Consider the following 25,190-nt stretch of genomic DNA (forward strand, 5'->3'; position numbering starts at 1 on the left):
CCTTCCCTCCTGCTCCTCGCCCGCCCGCAGCGCCCCGCCCGTCCCTCACTTCTCCAGGGCGTCGACGCCGATGTGCCGGTGCCGGATGAGCCAGCGGTCACCGCGGCGCACCAGCACGTCCCGGCAGACGACATGGGCGAACATGTCGGGCCGCTCGCCCCGCGGCGCCCGCATGACGAGCGAGTAGTACTGGGCGCGCAGGCTGCCGTCCGGCTGCGGGGTGACGGACAGATTGCCCGTCCAGTGCCGCATGACCGTTCCGGCCGCGGCGAGTTCCGCCACGCGCTTGGTGATCGCGGCCCGGATGGCCTCCCGGCCGCGCAGCACCGAGCTGCGTCCGGGCTCCTCGAACACAGCGTCCTCGGTGTAGGCGTCGGCCCAGGCGTCCGGTTCTCCGTTGTCCATCAGGGCCATGTGCCATGCGTAGAACTGGGCGATCTCCGTGTAGAGGGCGGGGTCGGCGAACACAGTCACTCCTTATAGAGGGGCCTCATAAGAAAGGGCGGGGTGGGTACGGCGCTCAGGAGGTCGCCCCTCTCAACAGCCGGCCGCCGTACGCGCCGCCCGCGGTCTCGAAGCGCAGGGCGGTATGACTCGCCACGCAGTGCACGTCGCGCCAGACACGCTGAAGCGGATCGGTGAGGGCCTGCGCACCGGCTCCGGCCGAACGGAACAGCCCCTCCACCGCCCCGACCAACTGCTCCGCGGCCAACGCACAGTCCCGCGCCCCACGGGCCAGGACCTCCTCGCTGCCGAAGCCGCCAGTGCCGCCGACCCCCGTGTCAGCCACGCGGGCCGCCCGTCGCAGCAGCAGCCCCGCGCTCTCGATCTCGCCCTCGGCGCGGGCGAGTACGGCCAGTACCGCCGGGTCGTCCCGGGGTGCGACCGGGCCCGCGGCGGGCCGTCCCGCGATCCGCGCCGACCAGGCCCGTACGGCGGCACGGGCTGCGCCGAGGGCGGGGGCCGCGAAGAGGGTGCCGCTGACGGCCCGCAACGGGGCGGTGTGACACGGCGCCCGGGAGCCGACGGCGCGCCCGGCCCAGATGTCCTCGCGTATGACGCAGCGGTGGGCGGGGACGAATACCCCTTCCATGAGAAGGGTGTTGCTGGCGGTCGCCCGCATCCCCACGTTCCGCCAGGTCTCCCTGACCCGGTAGTCCCGGCGCGGCACGGCGAAGAAGCGGACGGTGTCCGGGGCCGATGCGCAGACCATCGCCCAGTCGGCGAAGTCCACACCGCTGACCAGGGGCCACTCCCCGGTGAGCCGCCAGCCGCCGTCGACCGCGGTGGCCCGCCCGGCGGGGACGAGGGCGCCGACGACAAGGCTGTCGGCGCCGCCCGACCACAGCTCCCGCTGCCCGTCCTCCGGCAGACAGGCGCCCATCCGGGCGGCACCGGAGGTGACGGCGGCGATCCAGGCGGCCGAGGTGCAGCCCTCGCCCACCGCGGCCACCGCGTCCAGCAGTTCCTCGAAGCCGCCGGCCCGGCCGCCCCAGCGGGTGGGCACGAAGTGCCGGGCGAACCCCGCCGCGACCAGGGCGTCCACCACCCCATCGGGCAGCCGCCCGGCGAGATCGGCGTCCGGGGCGTGCCGGGCGGCCAGTTCGGCGGCCTTGAGTACCTCGCTCGACAGGGCGGTGGGGGTGGACAACGAGCCGGACATGGATGCTGCCTCCTCGCGGGGGGACGTACGGCATGCCGGGATTCAACGTCGGGGACCGGGCTGGAGGGTCCTTGGAGGAACTCCGGAGGACGGGTGGACGCGGCCGCGTTCCGGGGGCGGAACGGCCGGTTCCGGCGCCCTACCGCCTCCCGCTGGAGATCGAAGAGGGGGGTAATCGCGTTCTACTCGTGAGTTTCGAGAATCCGTTCTGATCCGGACGGCAGGACTCCGAGCGATACTTGCCAAGTTCAGCGCGGGTGCGGTGACTCATCGCGGACAGGATCCGACCGGATCGGTTCCTCAACGCGTCATGAATTACCCGTACCGCGACGGCATCTTCCCTCGTTATGATGCGTCTCACGCGCCCGACGCCCGTCCGGGAGTCGAGGAGGGGTCATGCGTTCCTTGAGCATCGGCCGTTAGCTTCGCGCCATTGAGTCGAACGGGGGCGGTTCGAAATGGGTGGTTTTCTTGGCGCATTACGGCGTCGTATGGAGGCCGCGGATGCCAGCCGCGAAGCCTTCATCTTCGTCGGTGCCGAGTCAACCCCTCGCCGTACGGATGGGGAAGGACCGCGGGTCAGAACCCTTACCTACGGTGAACTCGACCGGCAGGCGAGGCAGTTGGCAGCCTGGCTCCAGTCACAGGGGGGTGCGGCACAGCGGGTGCTGCTGCCCTGCTGCGACGGGCCGCTGCAGATCACCGCGCTGCTCGGCTGCTTCTACGCCGGTGCCACCGCGGTGCCCTGTCCCTCCCCGCTCGACGGCGGGCGCAATGTCCGGCGGCTGACCGCCGTCGCCAAGGACGCCGATGTGTCCCTGGCGCTCGCCGACTCCGCCGTGGCGGCCGAGCTGTCCCGGCTGTTCGCGGGCAGTGACCTGGTGTGCCTCGCCGCGGACCGGGCCGCGCTGCCGGACCCGGAGGACTGGCGGCCGACGGTCGCGGCGGACGAGGACATCGCGCTCATCCAGTACACGTCCGGGTCGGTGACCCAGGTGAAGGGCGTCCTGATCAGCCAGCGGAACCTGCTGGCCGGGCAGGAGGCCATCACCCGGGCGCTGGGGACGGACGGTCACGCGGTGATCGGCGGCTGGCTGCCGCCGTACCACGACATGGGCCTGGTGGGGCAGTTGCTGCACCCGCTGTACGTCGGCGCCCTGGGCGTGGTGATGTCCGCCGCCGCCTTCGCGGCCCGGCCGCTGAGCTGGCTGCGGATGATCGACCGGTACGGCATCACCGTCTCCGGTGGCCCTGACTACGCGTACGACATGTGTGTCCGGGCGGCCGGCGACGAGGAGGTCGAACGGCTCGACCTGTCCCGCTGGCGGGTCGCTGTCAACGGCGCCGAACCCGTGCGGGAGGCCACCATGGCCGCCTTCGCCGAGCGGTTCGCCCCGGCCGGTTTCCGGACCGAGGCGTTCTACCCGGCGTACGGACTCGCCGAGGCGACCCTGCTGGTCACGGGCGGCCGGCCCGGACGGCCGCCGGTGGAACGCGCGGTGGACTCCACCGCACTCGCCGGCGGACGGCTGGCCGAGCCGAGGAGAGGTGTGCTCAGTCGGACCCTGGTCGGCGTGGGGCAGCCGTACGGGGTGGACCTGCGCATCGTCGACCCGGAGACCCGGCAGGTGCTCCCGCCGGGGAGAGTGGGCGAGATCTGGATCCGGGGCGAGAGCGTGGCGCCGGGTTACTGGCGACGCCGGGCCGAGACCGAGGAGACCTTCGGGGCGGTGACGTCCGCCCATGACGGATCGTTCCTGCGCAGCGGCGACCTCGGTGCCGTGGACGAGTACGGCGAGCTGTTCGTGATCGGGCGGCTCAAGGAGGGCGTCGTGGTCAACGGGGTCGATGTCGCGCCGGAGGACATCGAGACCTCGGTACAGGGCCTGAACCCCAAGTTCGGGGTGACGGCGGCGGTCACCACCGGTCCGGAACGCGACCGGCTCATCGTGATCCAGGAAGTACGTGAGAACGGCCTCCTCGACGGTGAACTGCCGTCGCTCGCCGAGGCCGTACAGACCCATCTGGACGGGGAGTTCGGAATCCCCGACGCCGTCATCCTGCTCGTCCGGCAGGGCGTGGTGCGGCGTACGACCAGCGGCAAGCTGCAGCGCTCGGCCATGCGGGGACTGCTGCGGAGTGGCGGGATACGGCCGCTCTATCCGCAAGTACCCGTGTTCCAGGCCGACTTGAGTCCGAGTTGAGCCCACCTCCAGTTGCTCACCGGACCATCACGTGACCATCACGTCACCCAGCGCAACCCATGCTGCCGAAATTCCAGCAGCGGAGTGCAAGGCAACAGAGAGGATGCCGATGGACATCGAAGTGCTCGGCGCATGCAGAGTGATGCAGACCGGCAAGTCTGTGGTGCCTTCCGCGGTCAAGCCACGCAAGGTTCTCGCAGTACTGGCCCTCAACCCTGACCGTCCCGTCTCCGTCGGGATGCTGGTGGAGGAAGTCTGGGGCGAGACTCCACCGCCCAGCGTCGCAACGACCCTGCAGACGTACATACTTCAACTTCGGAACCTTATCACTTCTGCCATCGGAGGCCCATCGCCGGATCTGCCCCTGGGCGCGAAAAGTGTGCTCGTGACCCAGCCCGGCGGGTACTTGCTGGACACCCAGGGCGGTTCTGTCGATGTACGCGAGTACGAGCGGCTCTCCGGCGGGGGTCACCGGGCCCTGGAGAAAGGGGACTACGAGGCGGCGGCGGACCTCTTCCGCAAGGCCCTGGCACTGTGGCGGGGTCCCGCGCTCGCTGATGTGGAGTGCGGACGGGTCCTCGACGTCGAGGTGACCCGGCTGGAGGAGTCCCGGATGGGCATACTGTGCCGCCGGATCGAGGCGGACCTGCTCCTCGGGCGCCACCACGAGATCATCGGTGAGCTGTTCGGGCTCGCGGCCCGGCATCCGCTGCACGAGGGGATACACCTGCAGTTGATGCTGGCCCTGTACCGGGCCGGGCGGCGGACCACGGCGCTGGAGGTCTACCAGCGGCTGCGGGACGTGCTCGCCGGCGAACTCGGGCTCGACCCGAGTTATGAACTCCAGTCGCTCCAGGGGGCGTTGCTCGACTCCTCCTCCGAACTCCGGCTCGACCAGCCGCTCTCGCTCTTCAGAGTGCGGGCGCCCGGCCGGTACTGACGGATCCGTGCCGTCGGTCGCACTGCTCCTGCCCGGAGCGGGAGCCCAGTACCCCGCCATGGCCTACGGCCTCTACCGGTACGAACCCGCCTTCACCACGGCCATGGACACGGTCCTGGAACTGCTGGGCCAGGCCGGTGAACGGCTCTACCGGCTCTGGTCGTCCGGTGCGCGGCTGCGCACCGTGGCCGAGGTGCACCCGCTGCTGTTCGCGGTGTGCCACGCGCTCAGTGAGACGGTCCGGGACCGGGGGCTGCGCCCCGGCGCGGTCCTCGGTCAGAGTGTCGGCGAACTCGTCGCCGCCGTCCAGACCGGCGTACTGCCCCTGACCGACGCGGTGCGTCTGGTCGCGGTGCAGGCCGATGCCCTTGCCGGGGCACCGGCGGGCGGGGCGCTCGCCGTCGCCGCCGCGCCGCCCGCGGTCTCGCCCTTCCTGCGGGGCGGGACCGTGGTGGCGGCGGCCAACGGACCCGGCCAGACCATCGTGTCCGGCTCGGAGTTCGGACTCGCCGCCACCAGACGGGCGCTGGAGGGGGCGGGACTGACCTGGATGCGGGTCCAGGTGCCCGCGGGACTGCACGGTCCCCTGGTCACCGAGGCCTGCCTGGACACCCTGCCCGCCTTCGAGGCCTCCGTGTACACCGCCCCGCACACGCCCTTGCTGTCCGGGTGCGCGGGCGGCCGCCCGGAGCCCGAGCGGGCGGTCGACCCGGAGTTCTGGGCCCTGCAGCCCGCGCGCCCGGTGCTGCTGGACGCGGCACTGGGGCAACTCGCCACGGTGGGCGCCCTGTTGTGCGCCGAGGTCGGCCCCGGACACGGCCTCGCCGTACAGGCCCGACGGCACGGACACCGGGCCGTCTCCCTGCTCGACGGCTGCGTCGGCGCACCCCACGAGGAACGCGACCGCCTCCGCCAGGCCCTGGACAGCCTCCTTCTCGGCGACCCCGGGGACCGTCCGGACAACAAACCCACAGCGAGGGTGGCATGGTTACGGCCCCCGGGCGGGGGGTCCGCCTAGTACGCAGGGGGCGGAACGGTCACTACCACCCCCGGTTCCGGGGTGCCGTCACCCGTGCGCGCAGCGCCCCCGGCACCGGGACCGGAACCCGGCAAACGGGTACGGCATATTCCGTGCGGAAGTCGCTCGATGCGGTCCACCAGGGCTTGAGCGGTGCGGCGCAGCCTTGGTTCGTTCTGGTGCGGGTGGCTCGCGGAAGCCGCCCGCACGGGGACGGACCGGACCCTGCGGACCGCGAGGAGTGACCCCCGGTGGAGCGATCTGTGCGTGCGACCACGGCCGAGGAGCGGCTCCGGAGCCGCACGGACGAGCTGGAGCACGCGCTGGCGCCCTTAGGCAGCGGTGCGCTCGGGGGCGAGAGCCTGCGCCGGGCCGAACTGATGCTGGACGACCACGGGTTCGGCGCCGAGTTCGTGCCCGCCGAGTACGGCGGACGGCTGGAGCGGATCGACGGGCTCGGCAGGGTGGTCAGGCCCGCCTGCCGCCGTGACCTCTCCCTCGGGTTCGGGTACGGCCTCAACTGCTACTTCGCCGCCACCCCCGTATGGGCGGCGGGGGACACCGCGCAGCGCGAGTGGGTCGCCGCGCTGCTGCTCGGCGGTGGCCGGATCGCCGTCGCCCGGCCCGCCGTCGCGCACGCCAACGACTTCGTGCGCGACGAGTTCGCGCTCGTCCGGAGCGAGGGGCGGCGGCGCCTGGACGGCGCCAAGACCGCCGTGCTCAACTACGCCCGCGCGCGCGGCCTCACCGTCATCGCGGGCACCGAGGACGGCAGCCACGAGGTGCTGCTGATCGACCGGGAGATCCTGCCCGAGGGCGCCCTGCGCACCCTGCACCGCTACCGCACCGTGGGCCTGGACGGCTGCGAGTTCGGCGGCCTGGAGTTCACCGGCTGCCCGGTGCCCGAGGAGGCCGTGGTCGGCGAACCGGGCCAGGGCATGGGACTGGCCGTGCGCTGCTCCGTGGTCACCCGGGCCCTGCTGCCCTCGGTGCTGATCGCCGCCGCCGACACCGTGCTGCGCACCGCCATGCGGTTCGCCGTCGAGACCCGCGGCGAGGACCCCTACGGCCCGCTGAAGTCGACGTACGGCCGCGAGGTGCTCACCGGCGCCCTGCTGGACCTGCTGATCAGCGACAGCGTCGCCCTCGCCGCCGCCCGCGGTATCCATCTGCTGCCCGACCGGGTCAGCGCCTGCGCCGCGGCCGCCGCCTACACCGTGCCCAAGCTGCTCCAGGACTCCGCGCACGACCTGTCGACCGTGCTGGGCGAGGCGTACTTCGACGCCAAGGGCCCCTACGGCGCCTTCGGCCGGATGTCCCGCGACCTGCCGCTGCTGGCCCAGGGCCACGCCGGAACCGCCGCCCGCCAGGCCATGCTGGTCGCCCAACTCCCGAAGCTGGCAAGGGAGTCCTGGCTGGTGGACGACGAGCCGCCGGCCGCGCTGCTGCGCCCCTGGGAGGACCTGCCGCCCGCCGACCTCGGCGCGGTGGCACCCGCCGGGGTGGCCGACCCCGTCGTCCCCGTGCTCACCGCCTGCTCCGGCCTCGGCGGCGAACTGGGCGAACTGGTCGGCGCGTTCCTCGGTGAACTGCGCCAACTGCGCGGCCGGTTCGCGCGGATCACCCCTGGCGACGGACTGTCCACCCCCGACACCCTGGCCCTCACCGACCGCTACGCCCTGGTCTGCGCCGCCGCGGCCAGCCTCGGCGTCTGGCGCGAGCACCGGGCCGCCCGGCCCGGCACCTTCCTCGCCGACCCGGCCTGGATCACCGGGGCGCTGCACCGGCTGGGCGCGCTGCTGGGCCTGGAGGGCATCCCCAAGGCTCCGCAGGACGCCGTCGAGCGACGTCTCTTCGACGCGGTCCTCGAACGCTACGAACAGCAGCGCTCCTACGACCTGTACGAGACGACGCTCCACAGTCCCGACCGGAAGGAATAGCCCCATGAGCGCGCACGCCGACGACACTAACGCCGACAACGCGTCCGGCGATCTGATCTCCGCGGTGGTCCAGGCGGTGCGACGGGTCATCGACGACCCGGTGGCCGAGGTGGGCACGGACTCGCTGCTCCGTGAGGACCTGGGCTTCGACTCGGTCCTCATCATGCAGCTGAAGTACCGCGTGGAGCAGGCCGTGCCGGAGCTGGGCGAGCTGTCCCTGCCCGACATGGTCGACAGCATGACGTCCGTGGGCTCCCTGGTCGCCTACCTGCGCGACCGTCTGGTGAAGGCGGCTGTCTGATGGCCACCCCCACCGCCGGGGCCCCCGTGCACGTACGCGGTCCCGAGGGCCCCTGGGACGACGTCCTGCGCCCGCTGTCCGAGCGCGGCACCGTGGTGACCTACGGGAGAGTCACGGACTGGCTCCCGGAGGACACTGGAGAAAGGGTTCTGCGCCCCTTGCTCGGCCCCCGCGACTGGGGCCGTTTCCAACGGCTCACCCACCGCCGGGTGCGCGACGGCTTCCTCGCCTCCCGGCTGCTGCTCAAGCACACCGCGGCCCGGGTGCTCTCCAGCACCCCCGAGGCGGTGGACCTCGCCTACAAACCGGGCGGGCGGCCGTACCTGCGCGGCTGCGACCAGATCGACATCAGCCTCAGCCACACCGAGGAGGTCATGGTCGTCGGGGTCACCCGGCGCGGACTGCTCGGCGTGGACGTGGAGCGCGCCGAGCGCCCCATGGTCGGCACCGGTGTGGAGTTCCAGGCGTGCACCCCGCACGAGCGCGAACTGCTGGAGTCGCTGCCCGAGCAGACCCGCAACAGCGCCCTGGTGCGCCTGTGGACGCTGAAGGAGGCGTACAGCAAGGCCATCGGCCAGGGGCTGCGCTTCCGGTTCACCGAGTTCGGCTTCACGCTGGACGACGCGCGCGTCCGGCTCCAGCGCCCCGACGGCTCCCCGGGCACCGGCCCGGAGTGGAGCTTCGGCACCTTCGCCCTGGAGTCCGACTACGTGGTCAGCGCCGCCCTGCGCGACGAGGGCTTCGGCGGCACCGAGGACACCGCCGCCGACACCACCCTGGACCAGGGCCTGCTCGGCGTGCTGCTCGGGCGGCTGTGAGCGCCCGGCCCTGCCCGGACCCCGCCGGACCTTCCCAGTCCCTCCCAGACCTTGTCCCGACGTCCGCAACCCACCCGATCCCTCGCCAGGAGGCACCCATGACCCTGTCCGAACACCCCTCCTCCGGGTTCACCCTCGCCGATCTGCTCCGGCTGCTCAGCGAGAGCGCCGGGGTGCCCGAGGGCATCGACCTGGAGGCCGACGACGTCGTCGACACGCCCTTCTACCGGCTCGGCTACGACTCCCTCGCGCTGCTCCAGGTCACCGGCCGGCTCAAGCGCGAGTACGGCCTGATGCTGCCCGACACGATCGTCGCCGACGCCCCCACCCCCCGCGCCCTGCTCACGGTCATCGCGCACGCGCGTGCCGCCTGATACCCCGCGCGGCGGGCGCCCACAACGGAGCCGGCCGCGTACCTTCCCGGAAGTTCCGGAGAAGGTACGCGGCCGGCTCGTTGCGCTCCAGCTCTGCCGCTCTCCCGGCTGGGGGAGGGCCGGGGTCGATCAGAAGCTGGGCGCGGCGGTGGGGGACCTCAGCTGACCCAGGTAGGGGTGCCACAGGTGGGTCGGGTCGTTCTCCACGGCCTCGATGATCTCCCACATCGCGGACAGGGCCTTCGGCTCCTCGTCGTCGTAGACGTCGCCCTGGAGCATCTTGAGGATGTCCAGCCGGTAGCGGTCGTCCTGGACGAAGGCGGTGAACAGGATGTTGAGGCGGTAGTACGCCTCGATGAAGCGGTGCCAGTAGCCGACCGCCTTGCGGAGCTTGTTCTCGTAGGCGGCGAACCGCTCGTGCTTGAAGTCCCCGGCCTCGGCGGCGGCGATGATGTCCTTGGCCGCGAGCTTGGCGCTGTTGAGCGCGACGGAGACACCCGAGGAGAAGATCGGGTCCACGAAGCGGGCGGCGTCACCGATGAGGACGTAGTTGTCCCCGGCGATCTGCTTCATGCCGTAGCTGTAGTCGCCCTCGGTCTTGAAGGGCTTGACCTGCTTGCAGTTCTTCAGCACGTCGAGCAGCTCGGGGCGGGAGGCCACCGTCTCCCAGAAGTACTTCTCGCGGTCGCCGCCGTACTCCTGGAACCGCTTCTTCTGGCTGACCACACCGATGGAGGTGATGGTGTCGGTGATCGGGATCTGCCACACCCAGGTGTCGATCACCGGGAGGAAGTGGATGAAGATGTAGTCGGCCTGGTCCTTGTTGACGGCGAGCGCCTTGCGGTCGAGGCCGTCGAACCAGGTGTGCACCGCGTACTGGTTGAAGACCGGGTCCGGGATCTTGGTCTTGAGCTGGTTGCCCAGACGGGTCTGGCGGCCACTGGCGTCGACCACCATCTTCACCGGGATCTGCGTCGTGGCGGAGCCGATCTTGACCTCCACGACCGGCAGTTCGCCGTCGAAGTCCACCTTGCCGACCCGGACGCCCTGGAACACCTTGGCGCCCAGCTCCTCGGCGTGCTTGAGGAGGATGTGGTCGAACTTGCTGCGGTCGACGTGGAAGGTGTGGTCGCGGTCCACCCCCGCCTGGTCGCGCTCGCTGAACAGCACCTCGGCGGCGCGGAAGTCGTGGTTCAGGCCGCGGAAGCCGTTGTGGTTGATGTCCCGGTCCTCGGCCGAGGTCCAGGCGGCGCCGAACTTCTTCGGGAAGCCGGCGGCCTCGATCTTGTCCATGGCCCCGATCTCCAGGAGCACCGGGGTGGTGGCCGGGACCAGGGACTCGCCGACGTGCTCCCGGGGAAAGTTCTCCGCCTCGAACACGGCCACGGAAATGCCGGCCTTGGCCAGGTACGAGGCCATGGTCGATCCCGCGGGGCCGCCGCCGATGACTGCGACGTCGTATTGTGCGTCCACGATGCTCTCTCTTCCTTCGGTCGGTTCAGGCAGCGGGCTGCGGGGCCAGGGAGTGGACCATGTCCGTGATGGCCGCCAGGTTCGCGAAGTTCCGGCCGGTGATGTGGGTGGGGGGCACCACGACCCCCAGCTCGGTGCGGATGAACGAGAGCAGCAGGGAGGTGTTCATGGAGGTGAGAACGCTCCACTCCAGCAGCGGGGTGTCGTCCGTCAGCTCCGAAACCTCGCTCTCGCCGAGGAACTGCTGCTCGATGTACTCGCTGATCCTGCGACGGATCTCTTCATGGGACAGCGCCGCCACTGGGGCCTCCTGTTGGTCTCGGACTTGGCGTGGGGGGAGAGCCGTACTGGGCGAGATGCTGGGCGCTGGCGGTTGAGGTTCACTCGGCAACGGCTCGGGCGACCGCGCCGCGGACCGCGTCCGTACGGCCCGCGGTGGCCGCGTACCTGGTCAGCCGGGCGCCCAGCGCGGCCCTGAACTCCGGTTCCTGGAGGAAGAAATGACCGCCGGAGACCAGGGTCAGGTCGAAGACCCCGGTGGTGATCCGGGACCAGGCGGCCATCGACGCGGGGTCGGTCAGCACGTCCTTGCTGCCGGCGAACGCGGTCACCGGAACCGTCAGCCGCGGACCCGGGGTGTGCGTGTAGGTCTCCACGACCCTCAAGTCGGCGCGGATGGCGGGCAGATAGAACTTCAGCAGCTCCGGCTCGGCGAGCAGCGCCTCGGGCAGCCCGCCGATGCGCTGCAGGCCCCGGACGAAGCCGTCGTCGGGCAGATGGGCGAAGGGCCGGTGCGACAGCGGCTCGGTGGGGCCGTTGCGGCCGGAGACCAGCAGCAGCTTCGGCGGGGTCCCCTGGGCGGTGAGCACCCGCGCCGCCTCGTAGCCGAGCAGTGAGCCGAAGCTGTGCCCGAAGATCGCGTACGGCTCGTGCCGGCGCTCGCCGATCAGCCGTACCGCCTCCTCGGTGAGCGCGGTCATGCCGTGCAGCAGCGGCTCGCGCACCCGGGTGCCATGACCGGGCAGCTCCAGCGGGACGACGGTGACACGGCCGGGCAGATCGGCCCCGAGCCGGATGTAGGGATGCGCGCTGCCGCCGGCGTGGGCCAGGCAGAACAGCGTCAGTTCAGGGTCGGTGGTCAACGGAGCGTTCCTTCCGCGCGGACAGGCAGGTCGGTCGGACCTGGTTCGGCCCGGATCGCACCAGCAGACGCTCAAGCCGCCGTCGACAGAGGTTCGAGAGGGGAGGGGGTACGGCACTCCCCGGCTGGCCGGAACAGCTCGAACTGGCGTGCCTTTCAAGGGTGGTCGCACACCGGCTGCCCCCGTGCTCTCTCAAGGGCGTCTTGAGGCCGTCTCCCTACCGTCGCTTTCGGCCGCACTTGAGAGGGAGAGGTGCCACGGTGAGCGGAACTGTGCAGGGGGTCACCCCCCAGGAGATCACCCCCGAAGCGGTGGAGAACTGGCTGGTGGAGCAGATAGCCCAACGAACCCTGCTGCCCCCGGCCATGGTGTCGGTCCACCTCTGCTTCGACGAGTTCGACATCGATTCCGCGGACAGCCTGGTCATCACCACGGCCCTGGCGCACTGGCTCGGATTCGAGGTGGATCCGCGCGCCCTCGTCAGGTACCCGACGATCCGGTCGCTGGCGGGATACCTGGCCGGCCAACGCCGCCAGGTCATGACAGGAGGTATGCCGGTCCATGGCTGAGAACCGACGGTTCGAGCCCCGCCCCGACGACATAGCGGTCGTCGGGGCCGGTTGCCGCTTCCCCGGGGGCGTACGCGACCTGGACGGACTGTGGCGGGTGCTGATGGACGGCGTGGACGTCGTCACACCCGTGCCCGCCGACCGCTGGAGCGACGACTTCCACCACCCCGACCGGCACAACCCGGGCACCACCTACTGCCGTGAGGGCGGATTCCTCGACGGGATCGACCGGTTCGACGCCGACTACTTCGGTGTCTCGCCGCGCGAGGCCCGGGCCATGGACCCGCAGCAGCGGCTGCTGCTGGAGGTCTGCTCCGAGGCCATGGAGGACGCGGGCGTGCCGCGCGCCGCCTGGGAGGGCAGCCGCACCTCCGTGCACATGGGCATCCTGGGCTCCGACTATCTGCTGCTGCACGCGCGGACCAGCGGGATCCGCGGTATCGACCCCTACTTCGCCTCCGGCAAGGAGTTCAGCTTCGCCGCCGGACGCATCGCCTACACCTTCGGGCTGCACGGCCCGGCGATGACGGTCAACACCGCCTGCTCCTCCTCGCTCGTCGCCGTCCACCTCGCCTGCCAGGCGCTGCGCAACGGCGAGGCCGACACCGCGCTCGCCGGCGGCGTCAATGTGATCGTCGCGCCCGAACTCTCCGTCTTCATGGGCAAAGTGCAGGCGCTGTCCCCGACCGGACGGTGCCGCCCCTTCGACGCCCGCGCCGATGGCATCGTCCGCGGCGAGGGCTGCGGGGTCGTCGTACTCAAGCGCTACGCCGACGCGGTACGCGACCACGACCGCATCCACGGGCTGATCCGGGGCTCGGCCGTCAACCAGGACGGCCGCAGCGCCGGACTGACCGCCCCCAACGCCGTAGCGCAGCAGGACCTGCTGCGCGCGGCGCTGGCGTCGGCGTCCGTCACCCCCGAGGAGCCGGTCTACGTCGAGGCGCACGGCACCGGCACCCCGCTCGGCGACCCGCTGGAGATCTCCGCGCTCACCGAGGTCATCGGGCGCGCCCGCCCCGCCGACAAGCCCCTCCTGGTCGGCTCCCACAAGGCCCACTTCGGGCACATGGACTCCGCCGCGGGCATCGCCGGACTCCTCAAGACGATGCTGGTGCTGCGCCACCGCACCGTCCCCGGCCAGATCCACCACGTCTACCCGGCGCCGATGATCGACTGGGAGTCCTCCGGCACGCTCGTCCCGGTGGAGCACACCCCGCTGCCCGGCGAGGACCCGCTGACCGCCGGCGTGAGCGCCTTCGGGCTGTCCGGCACCAACGCGCACGTGGTCCTCGGCAGCGCGCCGCAGCCCGCCCGGACGGACGACACCCCCGACTCCGCCGGTCCGCACACCCTGCTGGTCTCCGCGACCACCGCCGACGGACTGCGCCGGCTCGCCGCCGACTACGCCGGACGGCTCGCCGACCCGGTCGGCCCCGTCGCCGCCGCCTCCGCGGTACGCCGCAGCCACCTCAAGCACCGGATCGCCGTCGTCGGCAAGGACGCCGCAGAACTCACCGCCGCGCTCGCCGAGGCCGAGGGCGGCCGGGCCGCCGACAACCCGCCCAAGGTCGTCCACGTCTTCTCCGGACAGGGCTCGCAGTGGCCGCGGATGGGCCTGGACCTCGCCGAGAGCGAGCCGGTGGTCCGCGACACCCTCGACGACATCGACGAGCTGCTGCGCGCCGAGGCCGGCTGGTCCCTGTACGACGTCCTGCGCGACGCCGACCCGGCCCGGGTGAAGGCCACCGATGTCGCCCAGCCCGCCGTGTTCGCCGTCCAGGTGGCGCTGGCCCGGCTCTGGCAGTCCTGGGGCGTGCGCCCCGACGCGGTGATCGGCCACAGCATGGGCGAGGTCGCCGCCGCGCACATGGCCGGAGCGCTCGAACTGGAGGACGCCGTACGGCTGGTGACCCACCGCGGGCGCCTGATGCACCGCGCCGCGGGCACCGGCCGGATGGCCAATGTCGAACTCGGCGCCGACCAGGTCGCCGAGCGGCTCGCGGCCCGCCACCCCGAGGTGTGCGTCGCCACCGAGAACGGACCCGCCTCCGTCGTCATCGCCGGACCCAGGGAGGCCGTCGAGGCGGCGGTGCGCGAACTCGCCGACGACGGGGTCAACGTGGTCGCGCTGCCGGTCGACTACGCCTTCCACTCGCCGCTGATGCAGCCCTACGCCGACGAACTCGCCGCGTTACTGACGGACTTGAGGCCCTCGACGCCGACCGTGCCGTTCCTGTCCACCGCCCTGCCCGGTGAGGACGTGCCGTTGGACGCCGCGTACTGGAGCGCCAACCTCCGGCAGGCGGTGCGGTTGTGGCCGGTCGTCGACACGCTGCTCGCCCAGGGCGAGACGGCGTTCGTCGAGATCGGGGCGCATCCGGTGCTGGCCCGGCCGCTGAACGCCGCGCTCGCCCATCGCGAGCGGCGCGGTCCGGTCGTCTCCTCGCTGGTCCGGGCCCAGCACGGGCCCACCATGCTGGCCCGCTCCCGGGCCAGACTGCACGAGGTGGGCGTCGAGATCGACTGGGCCACCGCGCACGGTCGTCCGGTGCGGCCGGTGACGCTGCCGCCGCAGCGGTGGGCCGACGAACGGTTCTGGCTGGACGGCGTGGAGCGCGGCGAACAGGGCTCCCCGGCAGCCGACCTGAGCGGGCTGCGGGCCGAGGTCCGGCTCGTGGACTCCGGCGGACGGGTCGTGGCGGAGCTGGGTGCCGCGACGCCCGCGGCCGAGGCGCCCGCTGCGACCGCTCCGGCACCGGCAACCGCCCCGGCTCCGGCGGCTGTTGCCGTCGCCGTCGCGGAAGCGCCGGAGGCTGTCGCGGAAGAGGCCGCGCCGGTCTCGTACGACCGCGAATACGTGGCCTCCACCGTGCACTCCGTGCTCATCAAGATCCTCGGGCACGGGCCGCGCAAGCGGCTGCCGCGTGGCCGGGGGTTCTTCGAGCTCGGTGTCGACTCGATCTCCGTCGCGGAGTTCGGGCGCATGGTGGCGGAGAAGCTGCGGGTGCCGGTCGACGGTGCGGACGCCCTCGCGCACGGAACCATCGACGGGTTCACCGACTACATCATGACGTTGACGCCGGACGGCTCCTCGGAGAGCGCAGCTCAGGCCGCGACGCCGCCCGAGCCCCGGGGCGAAGTCGCTGGCCGACACACCCCCGAGCCCCCGGCGGGAGCCTCCGAACCCCCCGCCGAAGTGGTTCCGGAGCTTCCGGTGGAACCCGACCCCGCCCCCGAACCCTCGGCCCCCGCCCCCGACCCCGGCGAACCGGTCGAACCCGTCGCCATCGTCGGTATCGGATGCCGGCTGCCCGGCGGTGTCAGCGGACCCCAGGACTTCTGGAAGCTGCTCGACGAGCGCCGGGACGCCAGCGGGCCCGTGCCCGCCAGCCGCTGGGACGCCTCGGCGTTCGAGGGAGTGCCCGCGCGCGGCTCCTTCCTGGAGTCCGTCGACGGGTTCGACAACTCCTTCTTCCGGATCTCGCCCCGCGAGGCCCGCACCATGGACCCGCAGCAGCGGCTGTTCCTGGAGGTGGCCTGGGAGGCGCTGGAGGACGCCGGGGTGCGCGCCGACAAGCTGGGCGGAACCCGTACCGGCGTGTTCGTCGGCCTCAACACCACCGACTACCAGCAGCTGGTGACCCGCCGCGAGTCCGACGTGGACCTGTACTACGGCACCGGCAACTCCTTCAGCGCGACCGCCGGACGCATCTCGTACTTCCTGGGGCTGCGCGGGCCGAGCATCGCCGTCGACACCGCCTGCTCCTCCTCGCTGACCGCCGTGCACCTGGCCTGCCAGAGCCTGCGCGCGGGGGAGAGCGGGGTCGCGCTGGCGGGCGGGGTGAACGTGATGGCCACCCCGACGGTGTTCCTCTCCATGGGCGCGGCCGGGGCGCTCGCCCCCGACGGACGGTGCAAGACCTTCGACGACTCCGCCGACGGCTACGGCCGGGGCGAGGGCGCCGGTGTGGTCATCCTCAAGAAACTCTCCACCGCGCTGCGCGACGGTGACCGGGTGTACGCGATCATCCGCGGCAGCGCGGTCAACCAGGACGGCTCCAGCGGCGGATTCACCGTGCCCAGCGGAACCGCCCAGGAGGAGGTCATCCTCACCGCGCTCGACCAGGCGGGGATCGCACCGCACGAGGTGTCCTACGTCGAGGCCCACGGCACCGGCACCCGGCTCGGCGACGCGGTCGAACTGCGCGCCCTCGCCGGGGCGTTGGGCGCCGGGCGCCCCGACGACCGTCCGCTGGTGGTGGGCTCGGTGAAGACCAACGTCGGCCATCTGGAGGCCGCCGCCGGAGTCACCGGACTGATCAAGACGGTGCTGGCGCTGGGCCACGAGCGCATCCCCGCCCAGCTCCACCTGAGCGAGCCCACCGGTCAACTGGACTGGCAGAAACTGCCGTTGAAGGTGGCGGCGGGACCCGTGCCGTGGCCGCGCGGCGACCGGCCGAGGATCGCGGGCATCAGCGCCTTCGGCTTCACCGGCACCAACGCGCACGTCCTCGTCCAGGAGGCCCCGCCGCAGCCGGCCCCGGCCCTGACCGGCCCTGCCCGGCCCTGCGTGCTCACCGTGTCGGCCGCCACCCCGGACGCCCTGACCGACGCCGTCGCCCTGATGCGCGAGCGGGTCGCGGCCACGCCGGACAGCGAACTCGCTGACCTGTGCTGGACGTCGGGCGCCCGCCGCGCCCACCTCGCCCACCGGGTCACCGCCGTCGGACGCACCCGCGAGGAACTCCTCGCCGCCCTGGACCGGGCCCGCCCGGTGCGGGCCCGCGACGAGGCGACCGTGCTGTTCGTCTTCGGCCGCACCCCCGCCGACATGACCGGCTACGAGGAGGCCCTGGCCGGTGACCCCGAGGCCGCCGACGCCTACCGCACCGCCCTCGCCGAGGCGCAGGACGCGCTGCGCGCCGAACTCGGCGAGTCCGACGGACCGGCGCCCCCCGGCAGCGTGGAGCACGCGGGCGAGGTGTTCGCGGGCCAGCTCGCCACCACCGCGCTGTGGAAGGCGCTGGGCGTCGAGCCCGACGCGGTCGTCGGCTGGGACATCGGCGAGTACGCCGCAGCCGTGGTGGCCGGTGACCTCACCCTGCTGAACGCCGTCCGGCTGCTCGCGGCCGGAGTGCCCGTGCCCGCGCAGGCCGACGGGGCGCGGGTGGTCCGCCACTCCGCCGCGAGTGGCTGGTCGGGGCTGGCCAACGACATCATCATGTCCGGCATCGACGTCCTGCTGGACATCGGCACCGGCAGCCGCGCCATCCGGATGCTGGGCGCCGCCCTGGACGCGGCGGCCGAACCCGGGGAGGCCGTGCCGGTCCAGCTCACCGCGCCCCGCAAGCGTCAGCCCAGCGGCGTCGAGAAGGCCTACCTCGGCCCGGTCGACCTGCTGGAACTGGCCGCCTCCCTGCACGCGCACGGCGTGAGTGTCGACTGGGACCGGCTGGTCCCCGGCGCGCACCGGCCGGTGACGCTGCCCGCCTACCCGTGGCAGCGCAAGCCGTACTGGGTGGACACCCAGTACCGCGTGGAGCCGCGCCCGCGGTCCGAGCCGCAGCCCGCCGCCGAGACCGCGAGCGAGCCGGAGCCGGCCGCCGGACTCGCCGCCGAACTGCTCGCCCTGCCGCCCGACCGGCGCGCGGAGCGGCTGGTCGACCTGCTGCTCAAGCTGGTCGCGCAGGTCCTCGGCGAGGAGGCCGATGTCTCGCCCGACCAGGGCTTCTTCGACCTCGGCATGGACTCGGTGCTCTCCCAGGACCTCAAGCAGCGCGCCGAGCGCGAGCTGGGCCTCGAACTGCCCGCCACCGTCCTGTTCGAGTGCCCCAATGTCACGTCCTTCGCCCGCTTCGTCCTCGACGAGGTGCTCACCGACGAGCAGGACGAGTCCGTACCGGCCGCCGAGACGGCCGGAGCGGAGCCGGCCGAGGACCTGGAAGATCTCGCCGAGCTCGACGACGACTCGCTGCTCAGCCGTCTCGACGACGCGCTGGCGTCGTCCGAAGCCCTGTTGACCGAGGGAGACTGACCATGACGACCCCGGACTACCGGGCCCGCCTAGTCGAAGCCGTCCGCACCATCGAGAAGCTCAAGGGCGAGCTGGCCAAGAACCGCAGCCGCCCGCTGGACGAGCCGATCGCGATCATCGGGCTCGGCTGCCGCCTGCCCGGCGGTGCGAACAGCCCCGACTCGCTGTGGCGGATGCTGGTGGACGGCACCGACACCATCCGGGAGTTCCCGGCCGAACGCGGCGACGCCCAGGCGGTGTTCGACGCGGACCCCGACCAGCCCGGAAAGGCGTACGTCACCCAGGGCGGCTTCCTCGACGAACGCGTGGACCTGTTCGAGCCCGGCGTGTTCGGCATCTCCCCGCGCGAGGCCGTCGGCATGGACCCGCAGCAGCGGATCGGTCTTGAGGTGGCCTGGGAGGCCCTGGAGCGCGCCGGGTACGCGCCGGACCGGCTCACCGGCTCCGCCACCGGCGTCTACTTCGGCGTGTCCACCACCGACTACGCCCGCCTGCGGCAGTCCGAGGGCGACATCCGGGACGTCGACGCCTACCAGCTCGTCGGCGAGCCCAGCTTCGTCGCGGGCCGGATCTCCTACACCCTCGGCCTGATGGGGCCGAGCAAGGTCGTCGACACCACCTGCTCCTCCTCCCTGGTCGCGCTGCACGAGGCCTGCCAGGACCTGCGCACCGGCGAGTGCGACATGGCGCTCGCCGGCGGGGTCAACCTGATGCTCTCGCCGTACGGCTTCGTGATGATGAGCAAGTTCGGCGGCCTGTCCCCGGACGGCCGCTGCAAGACCTTCGACGCGGGCGCCAACGGCTATGTGCGCGGCGAGGGCGCCGGGGTGGTCGTGCTCAAGCGGTACTCCGACGCGCGGCGCGACGGCGACCCCGTCCTCGCCCTGGTGCGCGGCTCGGCCGTCAACCACGACGGCCGCAGCAGCGGACTGACCGTGCCCAACCCGGCCGCCCAGCAGGGCGTCATCCGCGGCGCCCTGGAGCAGGCGCAGATCGCCCCCGGCGACGTCGACTACGTGGAGGCGCACGGCACCGGCACCGCGCTCGGCGACCCGATCGAACTGCGCGCGCTGCAGGCCGTGATCGGCCGCAACCGGCCCGCGGACAAGCCGCTGAAGGTCGGCTCCATCAAGACCAACATCGGTCACCTGGAGTCGGCGGCCGGTATCGCGGGTGTCCTGAAGCTGGTGCTCGCGCTCCAGCACGGCGAGCTGCCGCCGCACCTGCACTTCAACGAGCCCAACCCGAACGTCGACTGGGGCAGGCTGAACGTCGAGGTCACCAAGGACGGCGGTCCCTGGGGCGCCACCGGCGACCGGCCGCGCATCGGCGGCATCAGCAGCTTCGGCGCCAGCGGCACCAACGCGCACGCCGTCATCAGCGCCGTACCGGAGCCCGCCGAGCCCGCCGACCCGTCCGCCGGGCCGCAGGTGCTGACCCTGTCCGCGCACTCCGCCGAGAGCCTGACCGCGCTCGCCGGACGGTACGCCACCCACCTGCGGGACAACCCCGGGGTGCCGCTCGCCGACATCAGCTGGACCAGCCAGGTCGGCCGGTCCCGGCAGCGCAACGGACTCGCCGTCACCGGCTCCACGGCGGGCGAACTCGCCGACGCGCTGGAGGCGTTCGGGCGCGGTGAGCGGGGCTCCGGCGTGGTCACCGCCGAACTGCCCGTGCACAAGCACCGCAAGACGGCCTGGCTGTTCACCGGCCAGGGCTCGCAGTACGCCGGAATGGCCCGCGGCCTGGCCGACGTGCCCGCCTTCCGGGTGCCGTTCGACGAGGCCGCCGACCTCTTCGACGTCCACCTGGACCGGCCGCTGGCCTCCGTGGTGTGGCCGGAGCCGGGCCAGGAGTCCCCGGTCGACGACACCCGCTACACCCAGCCCGCGCTGTTCGCGGTGGAGTACGCGCTCGCCCGGATGTGGCAGTCCTGGGGCCTGAGGCCCAGCGGGCTGCTCGGCCACAGCATCGGCGGCATCGTCGCCGCCTGTATCGCCGGTGTCTTCGAACTCCCGGACGCCGTCCGGCTGGTCGCCGCCCGCGCCGCCCTGATGGCCGCGCTCCCGGAGGGCGGCGCCATGGCCGCCCTGGACTGCGACGAGGCCACCGCCCGCGCGGCGATCTCCGGATACCGCGACACGGTGTCGCTGGCCGGGGTCAACGGCCCCTCCAGCGTGGTCATCTCGGGTGCCGCCGCCGATGTGGACGCGGTGCGCGCGACCCTGGAGGCGCGCGGCATGCGCACCACCCGGCTCACCGTCAGCCACGCCTTCCACTCCCCGCTGCTGGCGCCGATGCTGGCGGACTTCCGCGCGGTCGCCGAGTCGCTGACGTACCGCATGCCGACGCTCCCGCTGATCTCCGACCACACCGGACGCCCCTGGACCGCCGAGGACAGCGGCCCGGAGTACTGGGTGCGGCACGCGGCGGGCACCGTCCGCTTCCACGACGGACTGACCGCCCTGCACGCCGAGGGCGCCCGCACCTTCCTGGAGATCGGCCCCTCCCCGGTGCTCAGCGGCATCGGGGAGCGCACCGGCCTGGACGGCGACTGCCTGTACGTGCCGTCCCTGTACAAGCCCAGGGCCGGGGCACCCGAGGACCGCACCGCCGTCCAGCGGGCGCTTGGTCTGCTGCACCTGCGCGGCGAGACCGTGGACTGGACGGCGGTGCACTCGGGAGCGGCCCGCGCCCCGCGCCGGGTGCCGCTGCCGGTCACCCCGTGGAACGGCGAGCGCTACTGGTACGAGGAGCGCCGCGAGGCACCCCGCGCCTCCGCCGGAACTCCGGTGCCGGTGGCCGGAGTTCGGCTGCACAGCGCCGTACCCACCTACGAGCAGCAACTGGACTCCCCGGAGTGGGACCGCTACGCGCGCACCGGCGCCGACGGCTTCCGGTTCCTGCCCGTGGGCTCGCTCGGCCGGGTCGCGCGGGCCGCGGCCGGGGACGCGCTCGGCGGGGTGTGGTCCTGCGTGGAGAAGCTGGAGGTCTTCCGGCGCATCCCGATGGAACGGGCCGGACGGGTCCTGCAGGTCACCGTCGACGGCGACGAGGACGGCTGCGCGATCGTCACCCTGCACACCCAGACCCCGGCCGAGGCCGCCGCCGGGGCGCCCTGGACGCGGCACGCCCGCGCGGTGCTGCGGCGCCGGGCCAGCACCCGCTCGCGGCACTCGGCGCCCACCCTCGCCGGGCACGAGTACGCCGACGACCTGCACTACGAGACGGCGTCCCTGTCCGACGCCCTGATCGGCGCGGTGCTCTCCGCGCGCCGCGGTGACGAGGGCGTGCTGGTGGCACTGGGCCTGGACAGCGAGGAGACCGCCGCACACGCCGTGCAGGTCTTCGACGCGGCCGTCGCCGCCGTCTCCTGGGACGCGGGCCTGACCAAGGCGGGCTACGCGGGCCGGATCACCGAGGCCACGCTGGAATCGCTGGACGGCGCCCGCTACGTACGGGCCATCGCCCAGCCCGGCAAGGACCCCGGCACCGTCTGCGGCAGCGTCGACCTGTTCTCCGAGGACGGCGCCTACCTGGGCGGCATCCGCGAGCTGATGGTGGTCATCGAGGACGCCAAGCCCGCCGCCGAGCCCGCGCCCTGGCGGGACCCGGAGGAGCTGCTCACCCGTCTGGAGTGGCAGGAGACCGAACCGGCCGCCGCCGCACCCGACCTGTCCGGGCAGGGCTGGCTGCTGGTGCCCGACCGCACCGGCACCGCCCGCCGGCTCGCGACCGCGCTGCGGGCGCTCGGCGCGGACGCCCGGATCGAGGAGTCCGGCGCCCCCGACCTGGACGACTGGCTCGGCCGGCTGCCCGACGGTGTCACCCCGCACCGGGTCGTCCTGCTGACCGGCCTGGACGCGCCGCGCCCCGACGCCGCCGACGCCGACTCGCTCACCGCCTTCCGCGACCGCGCCGAACTGGCCGCCGTCGCCCTGGTCCAGGGCCTGTCCGCCCGCGCGGCCTGCACGAGGACCGGGCTCAGCCTGGTCACCCGCGGCGCCGTGCCCGCGCTGCCCGAACAGGGCGTCACCTCGCCGTTCGCCGGGACGCTGTGGGGCCTTGGCCGGGCGATCGCGCTGGAGCACCCCGAGCACTGGGCCGGTGCGATCGACCTCGACCCGGACGCGGGGGAGAGCGACGAGGGCACGGCGCTGGCCGCGGCGCTCGCCGACACCGCCGACGAGGACCAGCAGGCGCTGCGCGGCACCGGCCGCCGGGTGGCACGGCTGGTGAAGTTCCCGCTGAGCGCCGAGGAGCTCCGGCGCAGGCCCACCATCGACCGGCAGGGCACCTATCTGATCACCGGTGCGTTCGGCGGCATCGGCCAGGCCCTCGCCCGCGACCTCGCGGACAGCGGCGCGGGCAAGCTGGTCCTGCTCGGCCGCACCCCGCTGCCCCCGCGCGAGCAGTGGAACGACCCCTCCCTCACCGGCTCGGTGCGCGAGCGCGTCGACTTCGTGTCGGCGCTGGAGGAGACCGGGGTGCTGGTCGAGGTGGTCGCCGCCGACGTCAACGACGTCGAGGAGATGCTCCCGGTCGTGCAGGGCCTGGCCACCGGCCTGATGCCGCTGCGCGGCGTGGTGCACGCGGCCGGTACGTCGGTACCGCAGTTCCTGCGGGACATCCCGGTCGACGACCCGCGCGACTACGACGCGGTGTGGCGGCCCAAGGTGGTCGGCGGCTGGCTGCTGCACCAGCTCACCGAGGGCCTGGAGCTGGACTTCTTCCTCGGCTTCTCCTCCATCGCGGCGACCTGGGGCTCGCAGCACGTGACCAGCTACGCCGCCGCCAACTCCTTCCTCGACGCGCTCGCCGAGTACCGGCACACGCAGGGGCTGACCGCGCTCACCGTGAGCTGGGGCCCGTGGGAGCTGACGAGCAATCTGTTCGGCGCGGACGTCGTGGAGTTCCTGACCTCCACCGGTCTGCGCATGCTCTCGGCGCCGCAGTGTCTGAAGCTGCTGAACGCGCTGCTCGCCCAGGACGCGCCGCAGGCCGTGGTGTGCTCCGCCGACTGGGCGCGGTACAAGCCGGTCATGGAGGCCCGCGCCGACCGTCCGGTGCTGCGCACCGTGGAGATCGACGAGGGCACCGGCGGCGGTACGTCCACGGCGGTGCTCCAGGCGCTGGAGGGCGCCGACCCCGCGGGCCGGGCGGGCGTGCTCACCGGGTATCTCCAGCAGGTGCTCGGCGAGGTGCTGGCGGTGCCGCCGGAGTCGGTGCTGCCGGAGGCGGACGTGATGTCGCACGGCCTGGACTCGCTGATGGTGATGGAGGTCGTCAAGCGCTGCAAGGGCGACCTGGGCATCAGCGTGCGCCCCAGCCAGTTCTTCGAGCGGACCACGCTGGAGGACTGGGTGCGGCTGCTCGACACCGAACTGGGCGGCGAGGGCGAGGCCGCCCCGGAACCGGCCGCCGACTGGACGGAGCCGGCGCGGATCGCCGCCGACGTCCACCTCGACCCGGCGATCGTCCCGGCCGGACCGGTCGGCAAGGGCTACACCGACCCGACCGACGTCCTGCTCACCGGCGCCACCGGCTTCCTCGGGGCGTACATCCTCGACGAGTTGCTGGCCACCACCGGGGCCACGGTGCACTGTCTGGTCCGCTGCGACACCCCGGAGGCGGGGCTGGAGCGGATCAAGCGGAACCTGGAGCAGTACCTGCCCTGGCGGGAGGACGCCGAGGCCCGGATCGAGGTGGTCCCGGGCGACCTCGGCAAGCCCCGACTGGGCCTGTCCGAGGCGGAGTTCACCCGGCTCGCCGGACTGCTGGACGGGATCTACCACAACGGCGCCTGGGTCAACTTCTCCTACACCTACGAGCAGTTGCGCCCCGCCAACCTCTCCGGCACCGAGGAGATCCTGCGGCTCGCCTGCGCCGGTCCGACGCAGATCCCGGTCTCGTACGTGTCGACGTACGGCATCTGGGGCATCCCGGCCGACGGGCGCACCGTGATCGCCGAGGGCGACGACATCCTCGGCGCCGGCAAGCTGGTGACCGGGTACGTGCAGACCAAGTGGGCGGCCGAGCTGCTGGTCCGCCAGGCGCAGGAGCGCGGCATCCCGGTGGATGTGCACCGGCCCGGCCGGGTGCTCGGCGACTCGCGCACCGGCGCCTGCCTCACCACCCACTTCACCACCCGGGTGATCAAGGGATGTGTGCAGCTGGGAATGGCCCCGGACCTCGATCTGGAGATCGAGATGACCCCGGTGGACTACGTCACCTCCGCCCTGGTGCGGATCTCCCGCGAGGAGCACCGCTGGGGGCTGACGTACCACCTGGTCAACCGGCGCAAGGCGGCCTTCAAGGAGCTGCTGGAGGCCATGGAGCGGCACGGCTGGGAGTTCCGCACCGTGCCGGTGGAGCAGTGGTGGCGGGCGCTGCAGGACTCGTTCGCCGTCAACGACAACGAGCTGCACCCGGTCATGGGGGTGGTGGAGGAGTTCGTCGTCGGCGGCGAGGAGGCCATCGACTACGACGCCACGAACACCCTGGAGGGCCTGGCCGGCTCGGGCATCGCTTGTCCGCCGCTCGACGGCTCGCTGCTCTCGCTGTACTTCGGATGGATGGTCCGTACTGGGTACTTGCCCGCACCGTCGCACAGGGAGAATAATTCATGGCAGGATGAATCCATCAACGGGTGAATTCATGAAGCGGTGACGCCCCCGCCCCTTGCGGCGGCCGACCCGCCCCGCCGAACCA

General features: G+C 72.6%; 15 protein-coding genes and 1 pseudogene. 11 read left to right on the top strand and 5 right to left on the bottom strand.

Translation table 11 applies throughout. The annotated features are described in order from the left end of the window. Nucleotides 1-45 precede the first annotated feature (45 nt). On the bottom strand, nucleotides 46-468 hold the full coding sequence (locus GA0115233_RS09795; RefSeq protein ID WP_218063441.1) for a nuclear transport factor 2 family protein: 423 nt from the start codon (nucleotides 466-468) through the stop codon (nucleotides 46-48). A gap of 52 nt (nucleotides 469-520) precedes the next feature. Continuing rightward, complete coding sequence (locus GA0115233_RS09800) at nucleotides 521-1,663, bottom strand: hydrolase (RefSeq protein ID WP_093719746.1); 1,143 nt, start codon at nucleotides 1,661-1,663, stop codon at nucleotides 521-523. Nucleotides 1,664-2,154: 491 nt separating this feature from the next. Between GA0115233_RS09800 and GA0115233_RS09805 the strand changes: the two genes are divergently transcribed. The 8 genes and pseudogenes from GA0115233_RS09805 (at nucleotide 2,155) to GA0115233_RS09835 (ending at nucleotide 9,258) form a co-directional block, all read left to right on the top strand. Further along, nucleotides 2,155-3,867 (top strand): fatty acyl-AMP ligase, encoded by a 1,713-nt coding sequence (locus GA0115233_RS09805; RefSeq protein ID WP_176711705.1) that lies wholly within the window; start codon nucleotides 2,155-2,157, stop codon nucleotides 3,865-3,867. Nucleotides 3,868-4,009: 142 nt separating this feature from the next. Next, nucleotides 4,010-4,189: pseudogene (locus tag GA0115233_RS41675) on the top strand (winged helix-turn-helix domain-containing protein); the annotation flags it as partial. Nucleotides 4,190-4,252: 63 nt separating this feature from the next. Beyond that, nucleotides 4,253-4,807 (top strand): AfsR/SARP family transcriptional regulator, encoded by a 555-nt coding sequence (locus GA0115233_RS09810; protein WP_250746130.1) that lies wholly within the window; start codon nucleotides 4,253-4,255, stop codon nucleotides 4,805-4,807. Nucleotides 4,808-4,814: 7 nt separating this feature from the next. Next, complete coding sequence (locus GA0115233_RS09815; RefSeq protein WP_176711706.1) at nucleotides 4,815-5,825, top strand: acyltransferase domain-containing protein; 1,011 nt, start codon at nucleotides 4,815-4,817, stop codon at nucleotides 5,823-5,825. A 263-nt stretch (nucleotides 5,826-6,088) separates the two neighbouring features. Beyond that, on the top strand, nucleotides 6,089-7,765 hold the full coding sequence (locus GA0115233_RS09820; protein ID WP_093719750.1) for an acyl-CoA dehydrogenase family protein: 1,677 nt from the start codon (nucleotides 6,089-6,091) through the stop codon (nucleotides 7,763-7,765). 4 nt (nucleotides 7,766-7,769) lie between these two features. Then, nucleotides 7,770-8,066: an acyl carrier protein gene (locus GA0115233_RS09825; RefSeq protein ID WP_093719751.1), complete on the top strand. Its 297-nt coding sequence runs from the start codon at nucleotides 7,770-7,772 to the stop codon at nucleotides 8,064-8,066. Continuing rightward, a complete protein-coding gene (locus tag GA0115233_RS09830; protein ID WP_093719752.1) occupies nucleotides 8,066-8,884 on the top strand; it encodes a 4'-phosphopantetheinyl transferase family protein in 819 nt (272 codons plus the stop codon). Before GA0115233_RS09825 ends, GA0115233_RS09830 begins: the two co-directional genes overlap by 1 nt. Nucleotides 8,885-8,982: 98 nt before the next feature. Continuing rightward, nucleotides 8,983-9,258 (top strand): acyl carrier protein, encoded by a 276-nt coding sequence (locus tag GA0115233_RS09835; RefSeq protein WP_093719753.1) that lies wholly within the window; start codon nucleotides 8,983-8,985, stop codon nucleotides 9,256-9,258. A 129-nt stretch (nucleotides 9,259-9,387) separates the two neighbouring features. Here GA0115233_RS09835 and GA0115233_RS09840 read toward each other — a convergent pair whose 3' ends face one another. The 3 genes from GA0115233_RS09840 to GA0115233_RS09850 form a co-directional block, all read right to left on the bottom strand. Beyond that, a complete protein-coding gene (locus GA0115233_RS09840) occupies nucleotides 9,388-10,731 on the bottom strand; it encodes an NAD(P)/FAD-dependent oxidoreductase (protein WP_093719754.1) in 1,344 nt (447 codons plus the stop codon). Between the two features lie 25 nt (nucleotides 10,732-10,756). Beyond that, nucleotides 10,757-11,032, bottom strand: coding sequence for a hypothetical protein (locus GA0115233_RS09845; RefSeq protein WP_093719755.1), 276 nt, complete (start codon nucleotides 11,030-11,032; stop codon nucleotides 10,757-10,759). Nucleotides 11,033-11,111: 79 nt separating this feature from the next. Further along, nucleotides 11,112-11,873: a thioesterase II family protein gene (locus tag GA0115233_RS09850; RefSeq protein WP_093719756.1), complete on the bottom strand. Its 762-nt coding sequence runs from the start codon at nucleotides 11,871-11,873 to the stop codon at nucleotides 11,112-11,114. 260 nt (nucleotides 11,874-12,133) lie between these two features. Between GA0115233_RS09850 and GA0115233_RS09855 the strand changes: the two genes are divergently transcribed. Genes GA0115233_RS09855 through GA0115233_RS09865 form a run of 3 tightly spaced genes read left to right on the top strand, consistent with a single transcriptional unit; the run spans nucleotide 12,134 to nucleotide 25,132 of the window. Continuing rightward, the gene (locus GA0115233_RS09855) at nucleotides 12,134-12,442 is read left to right on the top strand and encodes an acyl carrier protein (RefSeq protein WP_141689494.1); all 309 of its coding nucleotides are present in this window, start codon (nucleotides 12,134-12,136) and stop codon (nucleotides 12,440-12,442) included. After that, entirely contained in the window at nucleotides 12,435-18,479 is a 6,045-nt protein-coding gene (locus GA0115233_RS09860) for a type I polyketide synthase (protein WP_093719758.1), read from the top strand. The genes GA0115233_RS09855 and GA0115233_RS09860 overlap by 8 nt, the downstream gene beginning before the upstream one ends. A gap of 2 nt (nucleotides 18,480-18,481) precedes the next feature. Further along, nucleotides 18,482-25,132: a type I polyketide synthase gene (locus GA0115233_RS09865; protein WP_093719759.1), complete on the top strand. Its 6,651-nt coding sequence runs from the start codon at nucleotides 18,482-18,484 to the stop codon at nucleotides 25,130-25,132. The last annotated feature ends 58 nt before the right edge of the window (nucleotides 25,133-25,190 follow it).

The sequence above is a fragment of the Streptomyces sp. DI166 genome, from assembly GCF_900091315.1.
Lineage (GTDB): Bacteria > Actinomycetota > Actinomycetes > Streptomycetales > Streptomycetaceae > Streptomyces > Streptomyces fuscus.

What these genes read in the sequence shown, in the direction of transcription:
- GA0115233_RS09800 (WP_093719746.1), bottom strand. Translation starts at nt 1,663, where the DNA reads ATGTCCGGCTCGTTGTCCACCCCCACCGCCCTGTCGAGCGAGGTACTC.
- GA0115233_RS09805 (WP_176711705.1), top strand. Translation starts at nt 2,155, where the DNA reads ATGGAGGCCGCGGATGCCAGCCGCGAAGCCTTCATCTTCGTCGGTGCC.
- GA0115233_RS09825 (WP_093719751.1), top strand. Translation starts at nt 7,770, where the DNA reads ATGAGCGCGCACGCCGACGACACTAACGCCGACAACGCGTCCGGCGAT.
- GA0115233_RS09830 (WP_093719752.1), top strand. Translation starts at nt 8,066, where the DNA reads ATGGCCACCCCCACCGCCGGGGCCCCCGTGCACGTACGCGGTCCCGAG.
- GA0115233_RS09835 (WP_093719753.1), top strand. Translation starts at nt 8,983, where the DNA reads ATGACCCTGTCCGAACACCCCTCCTCCGGGTTCACCCTCGCCGATCTG.
- GA0115233_RS09860 (WP_093719758.1), top strand. Translation starts at nt 12,435, where the DNA reads ATGGCTGAGAACCGACGGTTCGAGCCCCGCCCCGACGACATAGCGGTC.
- GA0115233_RS09865 (WP_093719759.1), top strand. Translation starts at nt 18,482, where the DNA reads ATGACGACCCCGGACTACCGGGCCCGCCTAGTCGAAGCCGTCCGCACC.